The organism is Mesorhizobium sp. M1142 (genome assembly GCF_040318565.1).
GTDB lineage: Bacteria > Pseudomonadota > Alphaproteobacteria > Rhizobiales > Rhizobiaceae > Mesorhizobium.
Genome location: NZ_JAMYMK010000009.1, coordinates 107,460 through 124,685 on the forward strand (window position 1 = coordinate 107,460; position 17,226 = coordinate 124,685).

Annotated in this window: 17 protein-coding genes, 2 tRNA genes and 2 pseudogenes; 10 read left to right on the forward strand and 11 right to left on the reverse strand. The window is 62.3% G+C overall.

All coding sequences use genetic code 11. The features are described from left to right. Positions 1-112: 112 nt before the first annotated feature. The 4 genes from NKH42_RS16725 to NKH42_RS16740 all read right to left on the reverse strand — a co-directional run bounded on the left by NKH42_RS16725 (position 113) and on the right by NKH42_RS16740 (position 3,254). Positions 113-1,504: a TolC family outer membrane protein gene (locus tag NKH42_RS16725; RefSeq protein WP_352505833.1), complete on the reverse strand. Its 1,392-nt coding sequence runs from the start codon at positions 1,502-1,504 to the stop codon at positions 113-115. 185 nt (positions 1,505-1,689) lie between these two features. After that, positions 1,690-2,358 (reverse strand): protein-L-isoaspartate O-methyltransferase family protein, encoded by a 669-nt coding sequence (locus NKH42_RS16730; RefSeq protein WP_352689942.1) that lies wholly within the window; start codon positions 2,356-2,358, stop codon positions 1,690-1,692. Between the two features lie 89 nt (positions 2,359-2,447). Then, a tRNA-Cys gene (locus NKH42_RS16735) sits at positions 2,448-2,521 on the reverse strand. A gap of 472 nt (positions 2,522-2,993) precedes the next feature. Beyond that, complete coding sequence (locus tag NKH42_RS16740) at positions 2,994-3,254, reverse strand: hypothetical protein (protein WP_254818304.1); 261 nt, start codon at positions 3,252-3,254, stop codon at positions 2,994-2,996. Positions 3,255-3,477: 223 nt separating this feature from the next. Here NKH42_RS16740 and NKH42_RS16745 point away from each other — a divergent pair. The 4 genes from NKH42_RS16745 to NKH42_RS16760 all read left to right on the forward strand — a co-directional run bounded on the left by NKH42_RS16745 (position 3,478) and on the right by NKH42_RS16760 (position 4,988). After that, positions 3,478-3,552 (forward strand) — tRNA-Asn (locus NKH42_RS16745). A gap of 80 nt (positions 3,553-3,632) precedes the next feature. Then, positions 3,633-4,061 carry a hypothetical protein gene (locus NKH42_RS16750; RefSeq protein WP_352689941.1) on the forward strand — a complete coding sequence of 143 codons (429 nt, stop codon included), beginning with the start codon at positions 3,633-3,635 and terminating at the stop codon, positions 4,059-4,061. A 60-nt stretch (positions 4,062-4,121) separates the two neighbouring features. After that, the gene (locus NKH42_RS16755) at positions 4,122-4,598 is read left to right on the forward strand and encodes a hypothetical protein (RefSeq protein WP_352689940.1); all 477 of its coding nucleotides are present in this window, start codon (positions 4,122-4,124) and stop codon (positions 4,596-4,598) included. A 174-nt stretch (positions 4,599-4,772) separates the two neighbouring features. Then, on the forward strand, positions 4,773-4,988 hold the full coding sequence (locus NKH42_RS16760; protein WP_352704554.1) for a Rap1a/Tai family immunity protein: 216 nt from the start codon (positions 4,773-4,775) through the stop codon (positions 4,986-4,988). Positions 4,989-5,202: 214 nt separating this feature from the next. Here the strand turns inward: NKH42_RS16760 and NKH42_RS16765 are convergent. After that, positions 5,203-5,451, reverse strand: a pseudogene (locus NKH42_RS16765) (helix-turn-helix domain-containing protein); the annotation flags it as partial. 718 nt (positions 5,452-6,169) lie between these two features. Between NKH42_RS16765 and NKH42_RS16770 the strand changes: the two are divergent. Beyond that, on the forward strand, positions 6,170-6,814 hold the full coding sequence (locus NKH42_RS16770) for a peroxiredoxin-like family protein (protein WP_352704556.1): 645 nt from the start codon (positions 6,170-6,172) through the stop codon (positions 6,812-6,814). Positions 6,815-7,012: 198 nt separating this feature from the next. On the opposite strand, the gene NKH42_RS16775 is transcribed toward NKH42_RS16770, so the two are convergent. From NKH42_RS16775 to NKH42_RS16795, 5 genes and pseudogenes are all read right to left on the reverse strand, one after another. After that, complete coding sequence (locus tag NKH42_RS16775; protein ID WP_352688235.1) at positions 7,013-7,558, reverse strand: hypothetical protein; 546 nt, start codon at positions 7,556-7,558, stop codon at positions 7,013-7,015. A gap of 144 nt (positions 7,559-7,702) precedes the next feature. Further along, positions 7,703-7,996 carry a DUF982 domain-containing protein gene (locus NKH42_RS16780; RefSeq protein WP_352704558.1) on the reverse strand — a complete coding sequence of 98 codons (294 nt, stop codon included), beginning with the start codon at positions 7,994-7,996 and terminating at the stop codon, positions 7,703-7,705. Between the two features lie 167 nt (positions 7,997-8,163). Further along, positions 8,164-8,589 (reverse strand): hypothetical protein, encoded by a 426-nt coding sequence (locus NKH42_RS16785; RefSeq protein ID WP_352688231.1) that lies wholly within the window; start codon positions 8,587-8,589, stop codon positions 8,164-8,166. 360 nt (positions 8,590-8,949) lie between these two features. Further along, positions 8,950-9,228: pseudogene (locus tag NKH42_RS16790) on the reverse strand (AtaL-like protein); the annotation flags it as partial. Positions 9,229-9,263: 35 nt separating this feature from the next. After that, complete coding sequence (locus NKH42_RS16795; protein WP_352737161.1) at positions 9,264-10,127, reverse strand: SDR family oxidoreductase; 864 nt, start codon at positions 10,125-10,127, stop codon at positions 9,264-9,266. A gap of 104 nt (positions 10,128-10,231) precedes the next feature. Here NKH42_RS16795 and NKH42_RS16800 point away from each other — a divergent pair, with 104 nt between their 5' ends. The 4 genes from NKH42_RS16800 (at position 10,232) to NKH42_RS16815 (ending at position 15,079) form a co-directional block, all read left to right on the forward strand. Next, a complete protein-coding gene (locus NKH42_RS16800) occupies positions 10,232-11,119 on the forward strand; it encodes a LysR family transcriptional regulator (RefSeq protein ID WP_352646766.1) in 888 nt (295 codons plus the stop codon). Positions 11,120-11,388: 269 nt separating this feature from the next. Continuing rightward, positions 11,389-11,874 (forward strand): (2Fe-2S)-binding protein, encoded by a 486-nt coding sequence (locus tag NKH42_RS16805; protein WP_352737162.1) that lies wholly within the window; start codon positions 11,389-11,391, stop codon positions 11,872-11,874. Further along, positions 11,871-12,860 (forward strand): FAD binding domain-containing protein, encoded by a 990-nt coding sequence (locus tag NKH42_RS16810; RefSeq protein WP_352751322.1) that lies wholly within the window; start codon positions 11,871-11,873, stop codon positions 12,858-12,860. Before NKH42_RS16805 ends, NKH42_RS16810 begins: the two co-directional genes overlap by 4 nt. Next, on the forward strand, positions 12,857-15,079 hold the full coding sequence (locus tag NKH42_RS16815; RefSeq protein ID WP_352704567.1) for a xanthine dehydrogenase family protein molybdopterin-binding subunit: 2,223 nt from the start codon (positions 12,857-12,859) through the stop codon (positions 15,077-15,079). Before NKH42_RS16810 ends, NKH42_RS16815 begins: the two co-directional genes overlap by 4 nt. Here NKH42_RS16815 and NKH42_RS16820 read toward each other — a convergent pair. Then, the gene (locus NKH42_RS16820) at positions 15,057-16,256 is read right to left on the reverse strand and encodes an amidohydrolase (RefSeq protein WP_352505820.1); all 1,200 of its coding nucleotides are present in this window, start codon (positions 16,254-16,256) and stop codon (positions 15,057-15,059) included. The two genes, NKH42_RS16815 and NKH42_RS16820, sit on opposite strands and share 23 nt — an antisense overlap. Before the next feature lie 88 nt (positions 16,257-16,344). Here NKH42_RS16820 and NKH42_RS16825 point away from each other — a divergent pair, with 88 nt between their 5' ends. Beyond that, a complete protein-coding gene (locus NKH42_RS16825; protein ID WP_352505819.1) occupies positions 16,345-17,175 on the forward strand; it encodes a helix-turn-helix transcriptional regulator in 831 nt (276 codons plus the stop codon). The last annotated feature ends 51 nt before the right edge of the window (positions 17,176-17,226 follow it).

Below are 17,226 nucleotides of genomic sequence, written 5' to 3' on the forward strand. Positions count from 1 at the left end.
GAACGCCTTGCGAGAATCCCCAATCTGGCGACATCTCGGATTTCAACAGATTAGGGTCGGGAGTTGGAGCCCGCGCGTCGTTCGAGCGCGGGCTGAAGACACGGCCTGGCGATCAGCGGCCGTCCGGCGTGCGCAGGCCGATCCACTTGTCCTTGACGGCGTCGTAATGCTCTTCCGGCCTGTACTTCGTCACGTTGAGAGCAAGGCGGTCTGCCGACAAATGGCCAACCGCCGAGAGGATGGCATAGCTTGCCACCACCACATCGCGTTCGGCGCTGACAAGATTGATCTTGGCGGTGATGAGGGTCGCCTGCGCGTTGAGCACGTCGAGCGTGGTGCGCTGGCCGACATTGCGCTCCTCGATGACGCCGTTCAGGGCAAGCTGTGCGGCTGCGACCACCTGCCGATTGGCCGTGACGCTTTGCTGCGCGGCAGTGTATTGCGACCATGCGGAGGTCACAGCCTGGCGCACGGTGTCGCGGCTGACATCGACCTCGATACGGGCCTGGCTAAGTGATTCCTTTGATTGGCGAACCAGTGCCGAAGTGCGGCCGCCGGAATATATCGGTATCGTCAGTGTCGCGCCGATGTTCGCCGAATTGGTTACGCCATCCTGTGTCGAGGAGAGCGAGCCCGGCGCGGTGCCGCGAATGGCACTCGAAACACCCGCCGACGCCGAGAGCTGCGGCAGCAGCGCGCCTTCGGCAGACTTCACCGAAAACGCCGCCGCGTCGACCAGATGCGCGGTGGCGAGGATGGCCGGATGCTCGGCCGATGCGATCGCGATCGCCGCATCGAGGCTCGACGGCAACAGCTTCGACACCGGCGCAGCCGGCCTGAGCTTGCCCGGCTCGTCGCCGACGACCTGGCGATAGGTCGCAGCACTTGCCAGCGCCGTGGCGCGGGCGGCACTCAACTGCGCCACCGCGGAGGCGCGCTGGGCGTCGGCTTGCGCGACGTCGGTGCGCGTACCTTCGCCGACCTCGAAGCGCGAACGCGCCGCACGCGCCTGCTCGGTCAGGAATTGCAGGTTCTGTTCGGTCAGCACGGCGACCTGACGGTCGCGGATAACGTCCATATAGGCACTTGCCGCGTTGAAGAGAGTGTTTTCTTCGGCGTTGCGCAGGCTTTCGAACGAAGCGCGGACCCGCGATTCGGCGGCCGCCACATTGTTCCTGGTCTGAAAACCGTCAAACAGCGTCTGATCGATCTCGACGCCGAAGTTGCCGGTGGTTATCGAGATGTTTCGGTGCAACCGGTTGCTGTGGCTGGCGGTATAATCAATACTTCCGGAACCGGTGATGGTCGGGCGGTAGCCGGACTTGGCAATAGCAACGCCCTCGTCGGTGACGCGGGCGCCGGCGCGCGAAGAATTAAGCGAGGAATTGTTCTGGTAGGCTTTTGACAGCGCCCCGAGAATGGTTTCGGCCGAGGCGGCCAATGGAGAAAGCGCGGTCGCCGAAACGAGGACGGCGGTAAAAAGCAACTTGCGTACAGACGGCACGTTATATTCCCTCATTCGTTTTGCACGGGAACTGCGCCACGCTGGCTTCTCCTTCTGATCAGCCGGCGCCGCGTTTTTTATCGTTCCCCCGCTGAAAGCCCCAGAAACGCCCGGTTATGCAGATCAGCAACGATTGTTCAAACGCAAGCGATCATGACAACGCCTTCGCTGCAAGGCAAAATCACTCAGAATTCGAAGGCGGGAATGCGTTCGAATCCCGGTAGTGGCTTAATTGCCGCATTAAATGCGCGTCTTCCCGTTACAACCCCCCCAGTCTTAAAAAAAAGCCGGGCTACGCCCGAATTGCCCTGCCCTTCAACGGCGACGAGTCGGCCGCCTTCGGCAAGCTGGTCGAACAGCGCCGCCGGCACCTCGCCGACGCTGCCACCGATCAAGATGACGTCGTAAGGCCCATTGGCGGCATGGCCTTGCGGCAACGGTCCCTGGACCACGGTGACATTGCCGGAACCCAGCGCAGCAAGCGTCGAAGTGGCGGTCTCGGCCAGCGCCGGATCGCTTTCCAGCGCGACGACGGACCTTGCCAGCCGCGACAGGATCGCCGCCGCATAGCCGGTGCCGCAGCCGACATCGAGTGCCGAATCGCTTGGGCCGATATCGGCCAGCTGCATCAGCTTGGCCAATGGCGACGGTTCCATCAGATAGCGCGGACCATCGGCCGTATCGGCAATGCGGATGTCCTCGTCGATATAGGCAAGGTCACGCTGGCCGGGGGCAACAAAGGCCTCGCGCGGCACGACAAGCATAGCCTCGAGCAGCGGTGCGCTGGTCACGTCGGTGGTGCGGATCTGGCCGTCGACCATCTTCACCCGGCGTTCGGCAAAATCAGCGCTCATGTTCCAACCATCCGCTTGCCGCGCAAAGGCCGCGGCTGTTTCGACCGGAACTGAAGCCCCCTGGCGCTGACGCGCGGGAGCTCGGGCATTGGAGGCCTCGCCCGGAATCGAACCGGGGTGCAAGGATTTGCAGTCCTCTGCGTAACCACTCCGCCACGAGGCCTCATTGCTCCCGGCGTTCCACCCGGCTCCAATAGGTTGCGGCGAAAATGCCGTCAAGCGGCCACCATGCATTCCCAACGGTTCTTCCGACATCGAGGCACTGCTTATCAATGCAATGCCATGCTAGCAATAACATATTAGCTTATCGTTAAGGATGATCCTCGGCGACAGGAACCCGAAACCGGCGGCCACGTTGGGCAGAAAGAAGGGTTCCGCCATGGGTCGAGCAGCTACGAAAGACGGCACACCGCGCGGATTGTCGCAGTCTGCAGAGCTTGTGCGCTATGCCATCGATCGCCTCAGCATAGAAGGCGCAAACAGCCTGCCGCCGCGCGACCGGGCGCGGCTGGCATCGGCTACCGCCGTTCTCAAGGAGCTCTGCGAACGCCTGGAAAGCTGTTTCGACCAGCCTCGGTGATGACCACGCCGCTCTCAAACAATTGCCCTGTTTCCCGCCTGTCAGCAGGGCAACCTCAATCCGGCCGGCGGCGTCGCTCCCACCAGACGACGAAGCGGCGCCGGTGACGGCGCACCAACGCGAATTCGTAGGAGAGCACCAGCAATCCGATCGGCACCATCCAGAAACCCAGGATCGGCAAGAAGCCGAGAATGCCGCCGATGATCAGCACGACGCCGATCGCAATCCGGAGGCCGCGCGAGCGCGGCATGGTGAACTGGCGGCCGAAGACCGAGATTTTCCGGGCCGGTGGCTGGTCGTCGCTCATTGCCGTCATGTGAAATATCGATCCGTTTGCTTCAGTAGCACCACCATCACCCGGAGAAAGCCGCAACGGCCTTTTCCGTTCCGTGACAGGCGAGAGACAGCTCATATGAGGGCGCTTGCCGGCCACTGCCAGGATGCCCCGCGCCAAAAAGCGTCGAAAAAATGCGAAATGCTTCTTTGCAAAGCCGAAACGGGTTTGCTATAGGCTGCCCCACTCACGCAAGAGCCTCTGTTCCCCGGTAGCTCAGTGGTAGAGCAACCGGCTGTTAACCGGTTGGTCGCTGGTTCGAATCCGGCCCGGGGAGCCAATAATTTCAAAGGCTTAGAGGCGTTTTCGAGTTCCGCAGTTTTGCGCGATTGGCTGACTGGGCTACACCTAGGGCTACAGATGCGAGAGAAGCGGCCTTTCTACCGGGTCTTCACGGTCACCAAGCACGAAGCAGCGGTTCAACAGATCGAAGCCGCGATTGCTGCGTTCCACGCTGGGCAGTTTGCCGTCACTGTCACACTGGCGGGAGCTGCTGAAGACATGGGGCCTGAGAAGACGGGCGGCCTTTGGACGACCATTCGGGATAACCGATCTCGCCCTATCGAGGAAAACAAAGTCTGGATCCGGCGTCTCAACGAGACGCGAGACTGGCTCAAGCATGATAGGCCTGAACAAACGCGCGCTTTGGTCGCCTTCGAAGCTGGCCTGTTCATCTTGCGCGCCATGGACAAATGGGAGCCTTGGACGCTGCCCCTGGTCGCCTTCAGAGACCTGTGGTTCTCCTCACCCAAATTGGTGCACCCCGAGGACTATTCGCCAGAAGCTTGAGCACTCCTTGCATTCCTGCGCCTTCCTGCCACTATCGCCCCGGGACTTTGGGAGGGGATCATGGGCTGGTTGGGCAACAAGGTTCTTGGCTGGTCGACGAACGTTCAGAAGCGTGAATTGGAGGAGTTTGTCGGCCGACTTCGAGCCATGGATGGTTCCGAGGTCGGTATGATCGTGGCCTGCGCGACCAACCACAGGAATTTGGTAGCCCAAACGAGAGGTTGGAACCTGCTTGAGCCAGCCCTGTGCGAAATGCAGGAGCCCGCGCTTGCGCTGAAAATCGGGCAACTGATCAGGGATCTCCAGGCCAAAAATCGACCCGAGCTCGCCGTCGGATTTTTTGTGTGGCTGCACTCTGTCCGGTCCGCGAACAATCCAGATCTGCGGCAACTAGGCCGCGACATGTGGAAGGAGCTGGGCCGCGGCTTCGAGCACGTTGACGATGCTGCGGAAGGCTTCGAGGCCCTCACAGGGTTCGAGTTCAAGATAGACGGCTACAATGAATACCCAGCCGGTCTTACACCGGTGCCAGTATGAAGACGATGGTAGGTTATTCAGCAACGCTGGCATTGGCGCTTCTCGCGATAAGTGCGTACGCACCTTCAGCGCTTGCTGAATACTTCGAAGACGGCAACGCATTGAACGAGCTCTGCACCAATGGATCGGCTGGGAGTCGTGTCCTGGTGCGGGGCTACGCTATGGCAATCGCTGATGTCCAAGGTGTCAGTATGCGTTATAGATGATGCCACTGGCTCAAACGTTATCCCGAGGCGGTTCATTTGTGTGCCAATTGGTGCTTCCTCCAAACAAGTGGAGGATGTTACCTGCAACTACCTGGCTGCTCACCCAGAAATCCGTCACATGGCCGGTCCTGGCATCGTCCACAATGCGCTTCTCGCGGCGTGGCCATGCTCACAGAAGAAATAGGCAGGCAGCGGGCGCGAGTTCGGAGGAGTCTCAGAGGCAGCGTCCCCTTTTTGCCCCTCGACGAGGGTACGCCTCGCTCAGCTGGATAATAAAGCTCGCAGCGGTTGAAGCTCGGCATTTTCAAGCTGCGTGACTTTTCTGCCACAAGATAAAGCCCGCCACCGACCGTGAGGCAGCGGGCCGTCTGGACAATTTGTCCACTCGCTCAGTTCGCCTTCTCGCGCTTGCTCTCGACGATCAGCCGCTCGATCTGCTTGGGCAGTGGGTTGGCATAGCGTACCGGCCGCCGCGAGCGGTCGCAAAGCGCCTCCAACCCCTCTTGCCTGTAGCGGTTGAAGATCTTGTAGCCGGTCTTGCGCGAGATCCCGAACTCCCGGCACACCGCGCTCATGCCTTCTCCGTCGAGCAGGCGAGCCACAAAGCGAAGACGTTCCTCCATCACCGAACACTCTCTCCACGGCATCAACACCTCCCGGCAAAAACCGAAAAGTGTTACCTATGTGTCCGGTACAAATCGTCACCTATGTCTCGGGCCGCTCATTTCTACGCCAAGTCGCGATTTTGCATGCCGGCGTGCGATTTTTCCCTACGCTTCGATCTTGTGTCAGAGCGTCGAGGACGGATGCAATCAAGCGCAGAATAGCGGCCTCGCCCGCCCCCGCCTATTCTTTCGCAAGCCGCGATCGCAGGACTGGCGACTAGCGCGCGGAAATACTAATGATCGGCAGCTTCGCGCCCCATGGGCCGTTGAGGTGATCTTCGCTGTTGCCCGATGGCGGACGTTGCCGGCGACCATCTTGGACATCGTTGTTGCGCCATTTCCAGACATTCCCGACGCTTTTCAGGAGCGGACCTTCGCTTATCGTCCGGAACCGACCCGTTGACGACCTTGTGCGTTGCAGACTTGAACCTCCAAATCGAGGTCGGGAACCTGACCTTCAGCGCAAGAGCATTTGGCAGTGCGCTCGCGTGAGGTCATTCACCACATTTGGCGGCGACCCGCAGATGAATTTTTCGTGTTATGATGAGCTTGCAACACGCGTAATCTCGACCTCGGCAATATGGCAGAGGTCGAAAGCTATTGCCTTGGCACAGGAAGCTTTCGCCCCCGGCAACTTGATCGCCTCCGAAACGCTGGGTGTGCTGCTTTCCCTGACTGACCCAGGGCGAGGAGGTTGTCCATGTCCACGAGCAGTAGTGTTGACCGCCCGCTGCAGCCGGGCGACCGGGCACCGAATGTTGTGCTCAATGCGATCTCACGCGAAGGCAAGATCGCGCTCGATGATTTTCGAGGCCGTAGCCCGTTGTTGATCGGTTTGTTCCGAGGCCTGCACTGTCCGTTCTGCCGGCGCCATGTCGCGGCGATGGCGCAACTTAAGCCGGCCCTGCGTGAGAAAGGCGTCGAATGCCTGGCGGTGGTCAATACGCCAGTCGAGCGGGCGCGGCTCTATTTCCGTTACCACCCGGCACCCGATCTTATCGCTGCATCCGACCCGGAGCGGGCCTCGCACCGTGCCTTCGGCTTGCGCGAGGTCGGGATGGACACGGTCATGGCGATCCGGATCCATCTCCCGGGCGAGTTGCCCGAGCCTATGGACGTCATGGCCATGTACGAGTTTCTTAACAAGAAGGAAGGATATGAGATTACGGGAGCCGATCAGCAGGCGATGGCTTCCGGCCAGGGGCAGCTTGTCGGTCAATTCCTAATCGACCGTGCGGGCATCGTACGCTGGAACTTCACTGAAGTTCTGGAGGATGGCCTCAACACCTTCAGAGCGCCGAATCCCGAGGAATTGATGTCGGCAGCTTCCGAAGTTGCACACTAAGGGGCTGCGGAAATGGGCTGCTAAAAACTCGCTCGACGGCCACCCTCCTGTGGTGATTCTTTGGATTTAACAATCGTCGAAATGCTCAGCTCGGGGTCAAAGCCGCCGGCAATGCAACGATGTTATTCCCGGCCTATCGTCGACCCCGAGGTCCGGCCTCAGCGGCCAGTGCGCGATGGCGGCCAGTTGGTCTGAGCGTTATCTCTTCACGCACTGCCCGGAGCCACTGGGATCGCAGACTTCTCCTACACCGCAATCGAAATCGCGTGTGCAGGCGGGCGGCGACAAGGGCGGGGCGAGGACGATATAAGGCGTATGGACCTTCTCGCCAGGCGGCACGAAAGCCGGCGCTCGCTCGCCTGGGTCACCGAGCGTGCGGATATAGAGATAGAGCGACTTCTTGTCCTCATCGCTCATAGCCCGTACATTATACCGCGGCATCGGTGGATAAGTCTCAAGGCCTCGAAGATATGAAACGAAGCCGTCGGCTGTGAGGTCGGCGGCCGTCAGCCGTAGGTTTGCCGCATAGCTGGTTCCCCACGGTCCCTGAAAGCCGAGTGCATTTCCCTTGAAAGCCTTGGCCGGATCGATCTTGCCGCCACTTTCGCTATATCCTTCGGTGTGGCAATCGTGGCAGCCGCCGATGATGGAGATGTAGAGTCCTCGCTCGACCGAAGGTTCCCCTGCCGCCGGCGCGGCATTGAGAGCAAGCGCGGCAATGCACATCAACCAATATGCACGCATCACATCCCCTTCCTTGGTGCCGAACGGCGGTGCCGAACGGCTTCTGGAAGGGACTTGTGTCCGGCTTTGTCGCGCTTTGTCATGTCGGCCGAGCTTCCCCGCCTGTCGCGCAACTCGGAGATGAGGGAATGGTTGCATTAGGGATCAGGAATGTTTGGGAACTGGGCTCGGGTAACTGGCACATTCGGCCCTATCAGACGAGCGTAGCACCAACCCCTCTTCCTTGGCAGCCGCCAAGAATGCCTTGCGGCACTCCTCAGGCTCCATCTCGTCGGCAATCACAGCGAGGCATACGTGCACCGCGAGGTTCCACTGAAGGCCATGGTTGGTCCACTTCAGGAGTTCCTCAGCGGCTGCTTCAGCGTTGCTAACCTTCCGCGTCGAACCGCTACCCTCGGTGCTGACAGGGACCGGCGGGGAGAACCAATGGAGCGCCATGCAGTCACTCTTTGTCGGCCCGATCACGTTCCTGCAGCAAATGCTTTTGCTCAGCCGGCAGCTCCCGTTCTACGGGCAGATTTAGCAGGTTGCGAAGGTAATTGCGGATTACCTCTGAAGTGATCCACCGCCGCACAACTTCGGCAATAACCTTCCGTTTGGCTGCGTCAATTTCGACCACGTTCGGTGCGGACCCGTAGGTCGGACCTATCCCCCATGTTTCCCACATCTTTGGTCACCATCCCCGGCGAAGATACGGACACCGCCCCGCTCACCTTAACGTTGACCGTATAGGTTCTTCTAGGCGTCTTCTCCAATTCTCGCTTCCTGTAGATCTGGAAACGAATCGACGGGGTTAAAGCTTTGACCTGCCGGCGTGGCGCGGTGTCTATGTCGACAGTCACCTCGCCTGCCACGTCCGCCTTGGCCGCCTCCAGCGATGCAATCACGACGTCGTTTAGCCAAGCCTTTGCTTGATCGCTGAAGTCCGCCATGGGGCCATCTCGCTTCCCCATCTCCGCGCCGCCGACGGGCTCCTCCTGCTGACGGCGAGCTTTCTTCCCGCGCTCAAGGGCTTCTTTAAACTTTGCCATCCCTGTTGCTCCGATTTGTCATCAGGCCACCCCCGTCAGATCGGCTATGGCGCTCTCCCATTTCACTAGAACGCGCACAGTCGGGGTACGTTGCGTTGGGGAGCCTTTGGGTTCGCCGCTATTCAGCGTTTGGTCAGGCACAACGAACGTTGACGTTAGACAATGCTTCGGCCACTACCTTGTCAGGCACAACGCTTGAACTGGACAAAGCCGTGAAGCAGTACGTCATCTACACCCGCGTTTTGACGGACTGGCTTTGCGTTTCGTCCGTGCTTATGAAGCAGCTCGCTCACCAGCTGGTTGCAATTGCCGTTGGCGCAACTTTCTGATGTGAATGACCCGACCACTAGCTATGAAGGCGATTTCCGCGCCTTCGCGCGGACCGGCCGCCTGGAAGAAGGTGACCTTGCTTTCCGGCTCGATCGTGATGATTTCGCGCAGATCAGCACCGGCGATCGTAGCTTCGCGCACGAAGTGGGTCGCGCTCTCCTCCACGACGTCGCAACGGGTGCAGAGGCCTGCGGGCAGGAACAGGCGGGCGTCGCGCGCCTTGAGTTCCAGGCCCTGCCATATCTGCGCACGGGTCAGCTTGGTCTCGCCTCGGGGATTCACCGGAACGGTAGCGGTCGAGTAAATCATGATATGTCTCCTGGACAGAACGTCGGTGATGGGGCTCAGCCGGCAATTGCGGCCGCATAGTCGCGATAAGAGCGCAACGGTCGGCCCAGCAGCGCGGTCAGCCGATCGACATCGCCGGCGTCGGGGACCATGCCGTCCGTGAGGAAGCGCTCCGCCATCAGGCGCATGTCGAGCGCCATCCAGCTCGGCATGAACTGCCGCAGGTTCTGTTCGAAGCCGGTGGTGTCGTCGCCGGGATACGCGACATGGCGTCCCAGGACATCCGCCCAGATGGCCGCGACATCCGCGCCGGTCAGCGTGTCGGGGCCGACCAGGTTGATGCGGTCGAACGGCAGCGGCGCCGCGGCCTGCTCGCGGCGGATGAGTTCGATCGCGGCGATCTCGCCGATGTCCCGCGCGTCGATCATGGCGATGCCCTTGGCTCCGATCGGCATCGGATAGATGCCGTAGCCGATCACCACGTCGTTGATCGTGATGTCGTTGTCCATGAAGTAGGCGGGCCGCAGGATGGTGGCGTTGAGCTCCATCTGCTCGATCATCCGCTCGACGCCGAACTTGCCCGCGAAATGCGGCACATTGACGTAGATGTCGCTGTGGATCACCGACAGGTAGACGATCCGCTCGATGCCGGCCTCACGGGCAACGGCCAGCGCTACCAGCGCCTGGGTGTATTCGTCGGCCACCACCGCGTTCAGCAGGAAAAGGGTGGAGACGCCGGAGAACGCCTTGCGCAGGGAATCGACATCGAGCAGGTCGCCCTGCACGACATCTACGCCAGTGGGGAAATTGGCCTTCGAGGGATCGCGAACCAAAGCGCGCACATCGGCGCCACGCTTCACGAGCTGTTCGACTACGTTGCGGCCGACATTGCCGGTCGCGCCGGTAACGAGAATGGTCATGGGATTACTCCTGAGTTGAGCCGGATGGCGTCCCAGAAAATTAGTGATCCACGTTTGTGTCGGTAGGCATTATATCTGAACACGCCGTCCCACAGGTGGAACACATGGATCTACTTGCCCTTGCTGATTTCAATCTGGTCGCCCGCCACGGGGGCTTCGGTAAGGCCGCCCGCGCTGCCGGGCGCCCGAAAGCCACCTTGTCCCGACGCGTGGCGGAGCTGGAGGCGAGTCTGGATCTACGGCTGTTCGAGCGTGGCGCGCGCGCGTTAAAGCTGACGGAAGAAGGACGCGCGCTTTTCGAGCGCGCGGGCCGGTTGCTTTCCGAGCTCGAAGAGACGACGGCGGCGATCGCCTCAGGCGGCGAAAGGCCGCGCGGCCGGTTGCGGATCAGCGCCCCATTGCTGTTCGCACAGACCGCCATGGGGAAGATCGCCGCCGGCTTCGCCCTGAAATACCCGGAGGTCAGGCTCGAGGTCACGACCGAAGACCGCGTCGTCGACATGATCGAAGAGGGATTTGACCTGGTGATCCGGGTCAATCCGGATCCGGATGAGAGCCTCGTTGGGCGAGCCTTTCTGCGTGATCGGCTGGTGGTCGTGGCAAGTCCTGACCTCGCCCTGCCGGCCGAAGGCCTGGCGACCCCGGCCGTCATGCGTTCGACAGATCGCGGGGCTTGGGAGGTGAAGACGCCCACTGGCCGGTTAACAATCGCGATCGAGCCCGTCCTTGCGTTGTCGTCGCTCATCATGGTCCGGGATGCAGTGCGAGCGGGCGTCGGCGCGGGACGCCTTCCCGTGTCGCTAGTGAGCCATGATCTGGCGGACGGAACGCTGGTACTTTGGGGGGATGTCGAGGGACCCGACATCGCCCTGTGGACACTCTATCCCTCTCGGCGGCTGCTGAGCGCGCGCGTCTCCGCATTCCTCGACCATCTGAAACGCGCCTTTCCCATGGGGACACCTGACGAGCTGGCCGCCTATATCGGCAAATGACTCCCACGAAAACTGGCTAACCAAGCTGATGCGTTACTCCATAAATCTTTCAGCGTTACTTCACACCCGAATTACGGTGACAGTGCACTTTTTGCGGCGGCATTCAGGGCCTTTCCGCCGCAAATCTCGAATGCGCGTTTTTTAGCCTTCCCCTGACCGGCAGCGCCTTTTCCCCGGAATCGACCGCCCTATTTCGCCTCGACAGGTGGGTGGCTGCTTGCTGGACGAGTCCTTGCGGCGAGTACGGCATGTGCTTCGAGGTACCCCACATGAACTTCCACGATCGGCACCTATTGAAGTTGCGGGTGAACGGAGAGGATCACAGCCTTTCCGATCTCGATACCCGCGTCACGCTGCTCGACCTGCTGCGCGAGCGGCTTCATCTGACCGGAACGAAAAAGGGATGCAATTTCGGCGAGTGCGGCGCCTGCACCGTGCATCTCGACGGGCGGCGTGTGAATGCCTGCATGATACTTGCCGTGTCCTGCGAGGGACGCGAGGTTACCACGATCGAAGGGCTGGCAGACGGCGATGCGCTTCATCCCGTGCAGCAGGCGTTCATCGATCATGATGGTTTTCAGTGCGGATTCTGCACGCCCGGCCAGGTGATGTCAGCGGCGGCGCTGATCGAGGAGGGACATACCGGCTCCGATGCCGAGATCCGCGAATGGATGAGCGGGAATCTGTGCCGCTGCTCGGCCTATCCGCAAATCGTCGAGGCGGTGCGCGCAGCGGCCGGGAGGGCGAGCCAATGACCCCATTCGTCTATGCACGCGCCGACAGCCTGGGTGACACGATCGCAGCCGGTGCCGCGCCGGACAGCGCCTTTCTCGCCGGCGGCACCGAATTGCTCAACTGGCTGCGCCTTGGCATTGCCGAGCCGACCCGGATCATCGACATCTCCCGCCTCGACGGGCTGGATCAGGTCGAAACACTGCCCGGCGGCGGCTTGACGATCGGCGCGCTGACGCATCTCAACGATGTCGCGCAGCATGCGTTGGTCGTGCGCGACTATCCGGTGTTGAGCCAGGCGATCCTCAACGCCGCATCGCCGCAGCTGAGAAACCTGGCAACGATAGGCGGCAATCTTCTGCAGAAGACGCGCTGTGCCTATTTCCGTGCCGAAGAGCAGTTGCCATGCAACAAGCGTCAGCTCGGCTCCGGCTGCTCGGCATTGCATGGCATCAACGACAATCACGCGATATTCGGCTGGACCGAGGATTGCGTCGCCACCCAGCCATCCGACCCGGCCGTGGCGCTGGCAGCACTTGATGCGGTCATCGTCACCGCGCACCGCAGCGGCGGCCGGCGCATTCCGGCAGCGGAATTCCACCTGCTTCCCGACACGCGGCCCGAGGCAGACAATGTGTTGCAGCAAGGCGAACTGATCACGGCAATCGAGCTGCCGGCGCCGGCGCCGCGATCGGCTTACCTCAAGGTGCGCGAGCGCGAATCCTACGAATACGCCATCGTCTCTGCCGCCGCTGTGCTGGAGATGGACGGCCGAACTATCCGTCGGGCCGCCCTGGCGCTGGGGTCCGTGGCGCTGCGGCCGTGGCGGCTGAGCGCCGCCGAGGAGCAGCTCGCCGGTGCCGAAATCGGCGATCGCGAGGCGTTGAACACCGCTATCGAGCAATCCTTCGCCCAAGCGCGTCCCTTGTCGCAGAACGCCTACAAGATCGAACTGGCCAAGACCGCCGCTTTGCGGGCGATCGAAAGAGCAGCGAGGATGTCGTCATGATGATCAGCCAGCCTGTTGCCCGCCCTGACGGCGGCGTCAAGGTCACCGGCCGCGCCCGCTATGCGGCCGACTATTTCGCCCCCGACCTGCTCTATGCGGTACTCGTGACCGCGCCCGTTCCGGCCGGCCGCATGACGTCGATCATGGTCGACGACGCGCTCGCCGAGAAGGGCGTCGTGCGTGTGCTCACGCATGAGGACATGCCCAAATTCGGCCGGTTCGCATCGCCGAGGGCCGAGCCCGATACGCAGATGCAGCAGGCCGAAGGCCCACCGGCAGCGCAGAGCTTCATGCCCATGCAGGGCGACGAGATACGTCACGAGGGTCAGCCGCTTGCCATTGTGCTGGGCGAGACGCTGGAGGCGGCGGAGGCCGGTGCCCGCCACGTCGCATTGCGCTTCGAGTTCGCCGAGCCGGAATTGCCGGCACCGCCGAAGTGGACCGCCATCGACAAGGCTGCGGTCGTGCCGAGGGAGAGCGGCTTCCTGTTCCTGGAGCCGACATTTACCAAGGGCGACGTCGACCGCGGGCTTAGCGACGCAGCCGCCATGGTCGAAGCCGTCTACCTGCAGCCGTCGCGCCACCACAACGCCATGGAGCCCTCGGCGACGCTCGCTGAGTGGAACGACGGAGAGCTGACGCTGCACGACGCCACGCAGCACGTCTATGGTGTCCGCCAGGTGCTTGCCGCCCGTTTGAATGTCCCCGCCGGGAAGGTCCGCGTGATTTCCCGCCATACCGGCGGCGGCTTCGGCGGCAAGGGTTGGATCTGGCCGCATCAGGTGCTGGCCGCCGCCGCGGCGCGCATCATGCAGCGCCCGGTCAGGCTGGCGCTGAGCCGCGCCAATGCCTATTCCTGCCTCGGCTACCAGCCGCGCATGGCACAGAAGATCGTGCTGGCTGCGGACAGGTCGGGCAAGCTGACCGCCGTGCAACAGGACGTGGTCAACCTGACCACCGTGAGCGACGATTTCGTCGAGTTCGCCACCGAAGCCTCGAAGGGTCTCTACGCCACGCCGGCCATGCGTCTCAGCCAGCGTGTCGAGCGCGCGAACGTCGCCATGCCGACGGCGCTGCGCGCGCCGGTCGAGGGTCCGGGTACCTGGGCCCTCGAAAGCGCGATGGACGAGCTCGCCCACCGCCTCGGCATCGATCCGCTCGACCTGCGTCTGATCAACCATGCGGACACGGATCCGGCCACCGGCCAGCCCTGGTCATCGAAGAAGCTGCGCGAGGCTTATGAGGAAGGCGCCCGCCTGTTCGGCTGGCGCGAGCGCCCGCGCAAGCCGCAACGCGATGGCGATTGGCTGATCGGCTACGGCATGGCGACCTGTACCATGGGCTGTTTCCGCCACCCGACGCCTGCAGCCGAGGTCAGGCTGCACAGGGACGGCAGAGTGCTCATCCGCACCGGCACCCAGGACATAGGGACCGGAACACTCACCATCTTTCCGCAGATCGCGGCCGATGTGCTGGGCCTGCCGATGGAGAAGATCGAGTTGGAAATGGGCGATACAGAGCTGCCGGAGGCGGGACCGACCTATGGCTCGTCATCGACCATGGGGGTGGGCGCGGCGGTGCTTGCCGCCGCCGAAGATGCGCGTTCGCAGCTTGCCCGTCTTGCCAATCTGCTGCCGGACGAGGTGGAGATGCAGGACGGCAAGATTCGGCGCAAAGGCGCTGCCGGCGGTCAGACGATCGCCGACGTTATGAGGCATACCGACATCGGCGAGATCATCGGCTCCGGCTCGTTCGATCCGGCGCAGCATGGCAAAGGCCTCGCCATGCGCACTTTCGGCGCGATTTTCATGGAGGTCGGCGTCGATCCGGGGCTCGGCCTGCTCAGGCTTCGTCGCGCCGTCGGCAGCTACAGCGCCGGCCGCATCGTCAATCCCCGCACCGCCCGCAGCCAGATGACGGGCGGCATCATCTGGGGCTGGGGCATGGCGGCGATGGAGCAGAGCAGGCACGAACCAGTGCTTGGGCGGTTCCTGTCGAAGAACCTTTCCGGGGTCGCCATTCCGGTCAATGCCGACATTCCCGGCGACATCATAATCCACTTCGTCGACGAGGTGGATGAGCATGCCAGCCCGATCGGCGGCAAGGGCATCGGCGAGCTCGGCGCCACCGGCGTTGCCGCTGCGGTGGCCAATGCCGTCTTCGACGCCACAGGCAAGCGGATCCGGGAGTTGCCGATCACGCCGGAAAAACTGCTGTAGAAGGACCGGCCCGCGCAAGCGTCTGCTCGACGAGGTTGAGGTAATAGCGCATCACCGTCGGCACGATCTCGTCGTTGAAGACGTAGCGGTCGCCATGCAGGCCTTCGCCCGGGCCGACCTCGCCGGCACCGATCCACGCATAACAGCCGCCGGCGTCGCGGATCATGAAAGCGAAATCCTCGCAGCCGAGACTGGGGCTGAACTCGGTCAAGACATTCTCCCGGCCGACGACGGAGGCCGCCGCCTCGACGGCGCGGGTCGTCGCGTCCGCCGTGTTGATCAGCGGCGGATGGCCCTTCCTGTAGTCGAGCCTGGCGTTGAGCGAATACGCGGCGGCAATGCCTTGTGCGATCTCCCCGATCAGCATCTCGCAGTGATCGGAAAGGCCGGGCTCGAAGAAGCGGCAGGTGCCTTGCAGCCAGACCTTGCCCGGCACGATGTTGCCGACATTGCCGCCATGGATCTGCGTGAGGCTGACGACAAGCGCGCTTTGCGGGTCGACCGAGCGGCTGACGATGCGCTGGACGGCTTGCACAAAGGCGCCGGCGGCCAGGATCGGGTCGTCGCCGAGCTGCGGCATCGCGGCATGCGCGCCAAGACCCTCGAAGATCAGTTCGAAATTATCCACGGCCGCCATTTGCGCACCAGCGCGGGCGGCGACCGTTCCCAGCCTGACGCCCGGCCAGTTGTGGACCGCATAGACCGCCTCGACCGGAAAGCGCTTGAACAAGCCGTCCTCGATCATGCGCATGCTGCCGCACTCGTTTTCCTCGGCCGGCTGAAAGATGAAAGTGACGGTGCCGTCGAAGGTGCGCGATTGACTGAGCAGTTTGGCGGCGCCGAGCAGCATGGCGGTGTGGCCGTCATGGCCGCAGGCGTGCATTACTCCTTCTTTCCTTGAGGCATAGGCCAAGCCGGTTTTCTCCAGCACCGGAAGCGCGTCGAGCTCGGCGCGAAGGCCGATGGCGCGTGCGCCGCCACCGCTGCGCAGGACACCGACGACGCCGGTGCCGCCGATCCCTTCATGCACCTCGTCGACGCCGAAGGAGCGCAGCTTCTCTGCAACGAAACGCGCCGTTTCGTATTCATTGAATCCGAGCTCCGGATTGGCATGGATATGGTGCCGCCAGCCTACGACCTCTGGTGTCAGGGCGGCGATGGGGTCATTATGCAGCATGATGCCTCCTTCACGCCGGCAAGGCGGCGCGCTTTGATCCTGCCAGCCATAGAAGGCCCGACGAAAAGCGTCTTGAACCGGATTGACCATGGCAAAGACAATCGAAGCGGCAGAGACCGGGAAATACTGGCGCCATCCGTGCTTCCCCGACCTGGGCCTGTTCAAGGCGCGCTTCACCCAGCACCGCTACGACCTGCACACGCACCCGACCTATGTGATCGCCCTGATCACCGCCGGCTGCGAGCGCATTCGCATCGGCCGTCAAAGCGTTCTCGCTCCGGCGGGCGCCATTGCCGTCGTCAATCCTGAAGAGTGGCATGACGGCGAACGCGGGGCGGATGAAGGCTGGGCCTACCGGACATTTTATCCTTCGGTGCCGATGATGACCGCGCTTACCCGCGAACTCGGCCGCGACGGCGCTCCGGCGTTTTCGCGCGCGACGATCGAAGACAGCAGTCTCGCCGCAGCATTGACGGCAGCGCACCAGGGCTCGACATCCCCGGACACAATGACGGCAGAGACGTCCCTGCTCGTGGCGCTTAGACAACTGATCGTTCGGCATGGCGACTCGAGCGGACCGGCCGAAGAGATCGAAAGCTGCGGATCGCAGCGAAGATTTTCGCTGTACCGCGATCTTGTCGAAAGCGAGCTTGGCTCGCAGCTCGACCTCAAGCGGCTTGCCGGCGCGGCTGGCGTGACCCGGTTCCAGGTCATCCGCGATTTCAACAAGGCAATTGGCCTGACGCCGGCGGCCTATATCCGCGACCGGCGATTGCGCCGGGCGAGCGCGCTGATCGAACAGGGATTTGGCCTCGCCGACGCCGCTATTACGGCGGATTTCGCCGACCAGAGCCATTTTTCCCGTACATTCCGGGCCATGCATGGTATGACGCCGGGCATGTTCAGAAGAGCGGGATAAGGCGCTCCTGAACAGACAACCTTGCGCCTCAAAGCTTGCTGCGCAATGCTG

Excerpts from the sequence above, each read along its gene's own strand:
- NKH42_RS16730 (WP_352689942.1), bottom strand. The coding sequence starts at position 2,358 with ATGAGCGCTGATTTTGCCGAACGCCGGGTGAAGATGGTCGACGGCCAG.
- NKH42_RS16740 (WP_254818304.1), bottom strand. The coding sequence starts at position 3,254 with ATGACGGCAATGAGCGACGACCAGCCACCGGCCCGGAAAATCTCGGTC.
- NKH42_RS16750 (WP_352689941.1), top strand. The coding sequence starts at position 3,633 with ATGCGAGAGAAGCGGCCTTTCTACCGGGTCTTCACGGTCACCAAGCAC.
- NKH42_RS16755 (WP_352689940.1), top strand. The coding sequence starts at position 4,122 with ATGGGCTGGTTGGGCAACAAGGTTCTTGGCTGGTCGACGAACGTTCAG.
- NKH42_RS16760 (WP_352704554.1), top strand. The coding sequence starts at position 4,773 with ATGTCCAAGGTGTCAGTATGCGTTATAGATGATGCCACTGGCTCAAAC.
- NKH42_RS16770 (WP_352704556.1), top strand. The coding sequence starts at position 6,170 with ATGTCCACGAGCAGTAGTGTTGACCGCCCGCTGCAGCCGGGCGACCGG.
- NKH42_RS16775 (WP_352688235.1), bottom strand. The coding sequence starts at position 7,558 with ATGCGTGCATATTGGTTGATGTGCATTGCCGCGCTTGCTCTCAATGCC.
- NKH42_RS16780 (WP_352704558.1), bottom strand. The coding sequence starts at position 7,996 with ATGGCGCTCCATTGGTTCTCCCCGCCGGTCCCTGTCAGCACCGAGGGT.
- NKH42_RS16785 (WP_352688231.1), bottom strand. The coding sequence starts at position 8,589 with ATGGCAAAGTTTAAAGAAGCCCTTGAGCGCGGGAAGAAAGCTCGCCGT.
- NKH42_RS16795 (WP_352737161.1), bottom strand. The coding sequence starts at position 10,127 with ATGACCATTCTCGTTACCGGCGCGACCGGCAATGTCGGCCGCAACGTA.
- NKH42_RS16800 (WP_352646766.1), top strand. The coding sequence starts at position 10,232 with ATGGATCTACTTGCCCTTGCTGATTTCAATCTGGTCGCCCGCCACGGG.
- NKH42_RS16805 (WP_352737162.1), top strand. The coding sequence starts at position 11,389 with ATGAACTTCCACGATCGGCACCTATTGAAGTTGCGGGTGAACGGAGAG.
- NKH42_RS16810 (WP_352751322.1), top strand. The coding sequence starts at position 11,871 with ATGACCCCATTCGTCTATGCACGCGCCGACAGCCTGGGTGACACGATC.
- NKH42_RS16815 (WP_352704567.1), top strand. The coding sequence starts at position 12,857 with ATGATGATCAGCCAGCCTGTTGCCCGCCCTGACGGCGGCGTCAAGGTC.
- NKH42_RS16820 (WP_352505820.1), bottom strand. The coding sequence starts at position 16,256 with ATGCTGCATAATGACCCCATCGCCGCCCTGACACCAGAGGTCGTAGGC.
- NKH42_RS16825 (WP_352505819.1), top strand. The coding sequence starts at position 16,345 with ATGGCAAAGACAATCGAAGCGGCAGAGACCGGGAAATACTGGCGCCAT.